The organism is Rhodopirellula sp. JB055, assembly GCF_043100905.1.
In the GTDB taxonomy this organism is placed as follows: Bacteria; Planctomycetota; Planctomycetia; order Pirellulales; family Pirellulaceae; genus Rhodopirellula.
Map to the genome: position 1 here is coordinate 1 of NZ_JBICHO010000441.1, position 6,956 is coordinate 6,956.

5 protein-coding genes are annotated in these 6,956 nt (G+C 56.5%); 3 read left to right on the plus strand and 2 right to left on the minus strand.

The window, feature by feature from the left end; genetic code table 11:
- Nucleotides 1-303 precede the first annotated feature (303 nt).
- Entirely contained in the window at nt 304-681 is a 378-nt protein-coding gene (locus ACF8AM_RS17355; protein ID WP_392556853.1) for a hypothetical protein, read from the minus strand.
- A 231-nt stretch (nt 682-912) separates the two neighbouring features.
- Here ACF8AM_RS17355 and ACF8AM_RS17360 point away from each other — a divergent pair, with 231 nt between their 5' ends.
- The 3 genes from ACF8AM_RS17360 to ACF8AM_RS17370 are packed head-to-tail and all read left to right on the plus strand — an operon-like array spanning nt 913 to nt 4,612.
- Entirely contained in the window at nt 913-2,256 is a 1,344-nt protein-coding gene (locus ACF8AM_RS17360) for an MBL fold metallo-hydrolase (protein ID WP_392556854.1), read from the plus strand.
- Nucleotides 2,253-3,701 (plus strand): NAD(P)/FAD-dependent oxidoreductase, encoded by a 1,449-nt coding sequence (locus ACF8AM_RS17365; protein ID WP_392556855.1) that lies wholly within the window; start codon nt 2,253-2,255, stop codon nt 3,699-3,701. Before ACF8AM_RS17360 ends, ACF8AM_RS17365 begins: the two co-directional genes overlap by 4 nt.
- A gap of 23 nt (nt 3,702-3,724) precedes the next feature.
- Nucleotides 3,725-4,612 (plus strand): RAD55 family ATPase, encoded by an 888-nt coding sequence (locus tag ACF8AM_RS17370; RefSeq protein WP_392556856.1) that lies wholly within the window; start codon nt 3,725-3,727, stop codon nt 4,610-4,612.
- Nucleotides 4,613-4,708: 96 nt separating this feature from the next.
- Here ACF8AM_RS17370 and ACF8AM_RS17375 read toward each other — a convergent pair whose 3' ends face one another.
- Nucleotides 4,709-6,649 carry a redoxin domain-containing protein gene (locus tag ACF8AM_RS17375; RefSeq protein WP_392556857.1) on the minus strand — a complete coding sequence of 647 codons (1,941 nt, stop codon included), beginning with the start codon at nt 6,647-6,649 and terminating at the stop codon, nt 4,709-4,711.
- Between the last annotated feature and the right edge of the window lie 307 nt (nt 6,650-6,956).

Consider the following 6,956-nt stretch of genomic DNA (forward strand, 5'->3'; position numbering starts at 1 on the left):
GTGCGGTATCGCAGCAAGCTGATGGCGGTTTTGGCGAGGAAAGGTGTGGAGGCACCGTCGGTGAGGAGAGCGATGCGTCGATGCTGGGTCAGCAGTGGGTTGTTCATCGATCGACTGAGGGGATGAAGGAGAGGGGGCGTTGCCGGTCCATCTGATTTCGCGATCAGGCGGGGCAGCGAGGTGCTGGTTTGGGAAGTTCCAAGCCAACGTCGCTGCGAAATAGGCTAGCGACCGAGCTCTCCGAAGTCTTGCGCAGATGCGTAAATTCGCATTGGAAATGCGCACCCCAGGCACTTGTTCGCATCACCCATGCCGCATCATTTGTTGCAGGCGGTCGAGGGTGAGCACCATTTGATTCCATTCGGCGACGACTTCCATGGTTGGCATCTCCGCACAGTCGTTGCGATCGTATCCGCGTTCGCTGATTCGGACTCGGCCGTCCAAGACCGCGACCGGCGTGGATCCGGAATCTCGATCAGGCGATGCGCCAGTGGCTTGGCTGGCTGAATTGCGATTTGCCGAGGTTTGGTTGGTCGCAGATGCGGGCAGCGAATCGGTGTCTTCGTCGGTTGGCAGGACTTGCTGCATGACTTGGTGGACGGCCCACAAAGCGGCTTTGCGAGCCGAATCGGCGGCGACAACACTGCGGAAAGTACCTGATTGAACGTAAAACTTGGCCATGGGAGGTGTCCTTGTGGGTTTCGAAGGGGGGGAGAGAAGCGGCGACACCCATGACATCGGACTGGTGCGTGACACGTTTGGTCATCGCGAGTTGGACTCGCTCAACATTGGTTGAGCGTGGTCGTTTGTTTGGGGGGAGGTTGCTGCGGACCCTCAGCGTGTTCCCCGCGTGGTAAAGTGCTGCGGTGGCGTGACGGACCGCTCGCGTTGTTTCTCCTTGCCTTGCTTCTGATGTCGCTTATGAAATTGGTTCACCATGGTGCGCACGAAGGTGTCACGGGTTCTTGTCATCAACTTTGGATCGACGATTCCCAGAGCTTGTTGGTTGACTGTGGCACGTTTCAAGGCGAAGACGCTCGGAAGAAGCCCAACCCCGAGATTGAGTTTTCGTTAAGAGGGATTCAAGCATTGTTGCTGACCCATGTGCACATCGATCACGCGGGTCGGATTCCGTATCTGTTGGCGGCAGGTTTTGATCATCCGATTCTGTGCAGTGCACCGACGGCCAAGTTGTTGCCGCTGGTCATGGAAGACGCGTTGAAAATTGGCTTCACTCGATCGAAACGATTGATCAAGAAGTTTCTTGGTCAGATCCGAAAGTTGTTGGTGCCGCTTCCGTATCATCAGTGGCATGACTGCCCCGGCGGAGTGAAGGTCCGATTGTTGCCAGCCGGTCACGTGCTGGGCTCGACGATGTTCGAGATCGAGTTGGCGGACGGTCGGCGGGCTGTTTTCAGTGGTGATGTGGGAGCGGGAACCAATCCTCTTTTGAATCCACCGGCCAGTCCCGAGAGAGCGGATTTGTTGGTGCTCGAGAGCACTTACGGGGACCGGTTGCATCCTCCCAAAGCCGACCGTCAGGCGGAGTTGGAGGCGGTCATTCGGCGGACGCTTCATGATTCAGGCGTGACCATTGTGCCCGCCTTTTCGCTTGGCCGGACACAAGCGTTATTGTATGAGCTCAACGCCATCTTCGAACGCATTCAAGAGACCGAAGATCGAACGCTGATGAAACGCGTCGATGTCATCGTCGACTCGCCACTCGCCTCGCGATTCACCGCTCTTTACAAAGAGATGAAATCGCACTGGGGCGAGGAAGCTCAGGTGACGTTGAAAACCGATGATCAGCCGCTGGTGTTTGAAAATCTAACCACCGTGGGCAGCCACACCGAACACAAAGAAACCGTTCGTTACTTGGCCAAACACAATTTGCCCGCGGTGGTGATTGCCGGAAGCGGGATGTGCACAGGAGGTCGGGTGGTCAACTACCTCAAGGAGTTCATCGGGCAGGAGGAAACCGACATCGTGTTTGCTGGTTATCAAGCCGGAGGCACGCCGGGGAATTACATTTCTCGCGGGAGCGACTGGGTACGATTGGACGGACGACGATATGACGTGCGGGCCAAGACCCATCAACTGACCGGGTATTCGGCTCACGGTGATCAGCAAGATTTAATCGCGTTGGTTGACGGAATGGCCGATGCGCCCAAGGAGATTCGGTTGGTGCACGGCGATTACGCGGCCAAACGGGCATTGACTCAAAAACTGACAGAAAAAGGTTACCACCTGATATGAGTGGTTCGGAATCATCCGTCGAGCAACCATTCACGGAAACATTGATTATCGGTGGTGGATTGGCAGGGCTGACATGCGGTCGCGTTTTGGCGGACGCCGGTCGCGAGTTTCGGATTTTAGAAGCCACCGATCGCGTGGGCGGACGCGTCCGCAGTGACGTGGTTGATGGCTTCACGCTGGACCACGGCTTTCAGGTTCTGCTGACGGCGTTCCCGGCTTGCCAGCAGTTTTTGAATTACCACGCGTTGCGATTGTGTCGGTTTGAGCCGGGAGCATTGGTTCGGCAAAAAGGTCAATTTCGGCTCTTGAGCGATCCTTGGCGAAGGCCGACGAAAGCCTTGGCCTCAGCGATGAATCCGGTTGGATCGCTCGTCGACAAACTGCGGATTGCGAGGCTTCGGCGGGCGAGCTTGCGTGGTTCCCTGCAAGATTTGTATGAGCGATCGGCGATGTCGACTTTGGATCGGTTGCAGGAAGATGGGTTCAGCGAACGAATCATCGACCAATTCTTTCGGCCATTTTTGGGTGGGGTGTTCTTGGAAGAATCGCTGTCTGTGAGCAGCCGAATGCTGGAGTTCGTTTTTCGGATGTTCGCCAGTGGTGACATTGCCATCCCTGCCGATGGGATGGGAGCGATCCCGCGACAATTGGCCGAAGGATTGCCGCGAGGATCGATTCAGTATCGAGCCACGGTGCAGTCGGTTGAACCACTTTCGGAATCGGAGGAGCCTGCGGTGGAGGGACGGGCACCAAATGGTGCTCGGCATCAGGTGGTGTTGTCGTGTGGAACCGTGATGACATGCCGGAACTTGGTGATCGCGACGCCGTCCGGGGCAGCGGCGAGGTTGCTGGGCATGGGCTCCATCGCGACCGAGTGGCTGGGGACAAGCAATTTGTATTACGCCGCGGATCAATCGCCCGATTCCCGCCGCCTGTTGATGTTGCGGGGAGATGAATCGGGACCGATTCAGAGTGCGGTTGTGTTGAGCAATGTTGCGCCGTCTTACGCGCCACCTGGAAAAACGTTGGTGTCAGTCAGTGTCGACGGCAGTCATGAACTGGCGGAAGGGTTGGACGATGAGGCTCTGGATTCCCATGTGCGATCGCAATTGAAATCTTGGTTCGGTGAGGACGCGATGCGATGGCGATTGCTGCGTGTTTTTCATGTTCCGTATTCGTTGCCGAGGATGTCGCTGGACACGGTTTTGAGGTCGCCAGCGTGGGAAGATTGGCGGTGGGCGAACTCGGGCGATGGCAATGTGTCTCTACCCGAATCTTCATCAAGCGGAGTGCCCTCCGCTGACGAAGCCATGTCGGGGGAGAGCAGGGCAGGGCAGAGCAGGGCGGGCGTGTGGCTCGCAGGCGACCACTGCCAAACGCCTAGCATTCAAGGGGCGATGGACAGCGGTCGAATCGCTGCCGAGCATCTGCTTTTGAATCATTGAAATTTCGCGAGAAGGAACGCACCATGAGCCAAAGATTGCAAACAGGAATCCCAGCGTTGGACGAGATGCTGGGCGGAGGCTTGCTGCCCGGGACCATGACCGTTGTCCTGGGAGCCACCGGAATCGGCAAAACACAGCTTGGGATTCAATTCGCCAAGCACGGGCAAACTCAGGAAGGCGAACGCGGCGTCGTGTTTGACCTGACCTCAAGAGGAGATTCGCAAAACCACTCTGAGTATGCAAAGCGTTTGGGGGCGTGGCAGTTGTCCGAGGCGTCCGTCGACGAACCAGTCGTGCTGAATGAAGTTTGGGACCGCGAAAAAACTCGTCGCGACAGCATGCATTTGTTTCGGGATTCAGGTCGTCGGGTCACGTCTTCGGACATGGACGCGGATGATTGGCGTCGTTGGTCGTCCGAACGAGCTAAAAAACTGGACCGCGCGATCGCGTTTTTCTACGGCAATTTTGCTCACGGTGTCCGGCGGGTTGTGATCGATGGGGTGGAACCGGTCGATCGGGCGGCCGAGTCAATTCAGTTCGAGCTGATCGAATACATCCAGAATCAGATCGTTCGAAAGGAGCACGATTGGTTGGCCCGAGACCTTTTTCGTGTTCATTTCCGTGAGAATGCCGAGCGGATCGAGGCTCATGCCTACGATCATCAATCCCTCGGTAGCCTGTTGCTGGCGACCTCACACGAGGTGATGCTCGACGACCTGATTGCTCGCCCCATTCAAAGTGGCGACGTGTTGTCCAATGCCAACACGATCATTTTGATGGGCAAGACTCGCGACGGAAACAAAATGGGACGGGCCCTTTGTGTCGCGAAACATCGAGGCAGTTTCTGCGAGGAATCGATCGTGCCGTATCGCATATCCGAGGACGGTTTAATCGTTGGTGACGACGTTTGAGCGATGGAAACGTTCCGGCTTCGGAGCTGAGTGCGCAAGAAAATCGGTGAGCAACCCAGGTTGCTCACCGATTGAACTTGGCTGTGTCGGCGAAGATTACTTCAGCAGTTTCTCAATCGCGTCGTCCAATTCGGCGGCTCCGATGTTGTGATCGACCACGCGTCCTTTGGAGTCAATCAGCATCGTGGTTGGCAGCGTTTGCACACCAAATTGCTTGGCCAGCGGGCTGCTTTCGAGTCCGCCGTCGGCGTGCAGGTGCACCCATGGCAGAGCGTTGGTGGACAGGAACTCAGCCGCTTGTTCACGTTGGTTGTCGATGTTGACACCCACGATTTGCAGGCCCGCGCGTTGGTAGCGAGCTTGCAGACCTCGCAGCAATTTCATGTCGTTTTTGCAGGGTTCGCACCATGTGGCCCAGTAGTGCAGCACGACCGGGCGACCGCGCAGTGCGCTCAACCGGAAGGCTTTGCCTTGGACGGTGCGGCCCTCGAGATCGACTTCTTTGCCTTCCGATTCCAGACGCCGGACTGCTCCTGAGGCACGTTCCGCCGCTTCGGTTCCGCGGAAGTCTTTTGCGACTTCTTTGTAAAACCGAAGGGCTTCGGTTTCTTTGTCTTCGAACTCTTTGCTGAGAGCCAACTGCAATTTGGCAGCGGCTGTTTCCGGGGCTTGTGGGTAGCGATCAGCGAATTCGGTGAGCTGTTCCAGCCACCAAACTTGGTTTTCAGCGAAGTCAGCGTCTGCGGTTTGGCGAGCGATGTACTCGGTCCCGATCAACTGGTATTCGGTGTACGCACGGATCGCTTCGGACTGGCCACCCTTGGATTTGCGGAAAGTGGCGGCCAGATCCTTCAGCCGTTTCAGGCCTCCGGGGTAAGTTCCGCTTTGTGTGGCCACGCTGACCGTGTCCACCAATTGGCGGGTCCATGTATCGCGTTCGGCGGGGGTTTCCGCGGCGGCGATCAGTTTTTCAACGATATCAGCGCGGCGTTCATTCAGTTTCGCGAGGGCTTTCGGGTTCGATTCACCGACCATTTGTGAATCGACTGCTTCCAGGTCGCTGACCAGTTCCTGTGTCTTCGAGTTTCCAGCGGAGGAAATGTTGTTGGCTGCCGTCGCGATTCCACCGGGGGTAAAGAAGTTGCCGTTGGATTGCGCGATCGGTTCACCGGTTTCGGCGAGCACTGGCAGATCGACCAGCTTCCATGCCTCATCGATTCGGATCACCGTTCCGACCAGCATTTGGCCGGATTGACCGTTGGATTCGTACATCGCAACGGCGTTTTCGTAGGCCATCACGTCTTTTTTGACATCGATGTCATCGGCGGGAACGATCCCTGGAGTTGCGGCTGCGAACTGGATCCACTGCGATTTTGGCCCGATTGCACGCTGGGTGGAAGCGAACTTTTTGAAGTTCGAAGCGGCTCGTGAGGCTTTCTTGACCAAGCTCTCGAGACGCTCGCCGGTCAGCCCAGCGGTTTGGAGTTCTTTGGGAGTTGCCAGCAAGGTGACAAAGCGGTTGCCATCGGAATTGGCGAGTGATTCGACCAGTTCTTGAGTGGTCTCCTCGGCTGAAATCATCTTCCAGCGATCGATTTGGCCATCTTCGTTCTCGTCGATTCCCCAACGTGTTCCGCCGGTTCCCATCCAGCGATACTGGTCGGCCTTGCCATTGAAATTCGCATCCACGTCGCGGTAGACCTCCACGCCATAGAGGAAATAGCACCACAGGTCGACTTTTTTGTCACCGTTGGTGTCCGCGAAACGTCTCAGCAGGGTTCCGTCGCCAGAAACGACCTCCCATCCCGACCAGTCATCTCGCTCGATATCGCGAACTTCGCACTTTTCGACCTGATTGGGTTCGACTTGTTCGAATTCCACGCCGTCCTGCACGGGTTTCAGCCCCAGTGCAGCGGCGGCTGAAGGAGGAGCTGCGGATGCTGTTGTCGCCAACACGCTGGAAAGGACGAGCGAACCGCCCCCGAGGACAAAGCCTCGAATTGACCAGAACGCGGGAAAACGGTTGTGTTTACTCATGGCAGCTAAACAAATCCTTCTGATTGACATGCACATCGAATGGAAGCGATTGATCCGAACATCACGGACCTCGGATCGGCATTTTGGCGGAATTTGGGCTCCTGAGGGAACGTTGATTCAAGACTTCCTGCCTACGAAGACGAAAAAAACGCTCACGGAAATGGAAAAATTGATCAAAAACATCGCCAAAGTGCGTTTGACAACCGTTCAAAACTTCCTAAACTTCCGACCCGCCTCACGAAAGCGAGGCGGAAACCATCAGGCCCCGTGGGCCTGACGGGCGTGTAGCTCAGTTGGTTAGAGCGCG

Bases quoted from the DNA above. Each gene is read 5' to 3' on its own strand.
- ACF8AM_RS17370 (WP_392556856.1), top strand. From the start codon at position 3,725: ATGAGCCAAAGATTGCAAACAGGAATCCCAGCGTTGGACGAGATGCTG.
- ACF8AM_RS17355 (WP_392556853.1), bottom strand. From the start codon at position 681: ATGGCCAAGTTTTACGTTCAATCAGGTACTTTCCGCAGTGTTGTCGCC.
- ACF8AM_RS17365 (WP_392556855.1), top strand. From the start codon at position 2,253: ATGAGTGGTTCGGAATCATCCGTCGAGCAACCATTCACGGAAACATTG.
- ACF8AM_RS17375 (WP_392556857.1), bottom strand. From the start codon at position 6,649: ATGAGTAAACACAACCGTTTTCCCGCGTTCTGGTCAATTCGAGGCTTT.
- ACF8AM_RS17360 (WP_392556854.1), top strand. From the start codon at position 913: ATGTCGCTTATGAAATTGGTTCACCATGGTGCGCACGAAGGTGTCACG.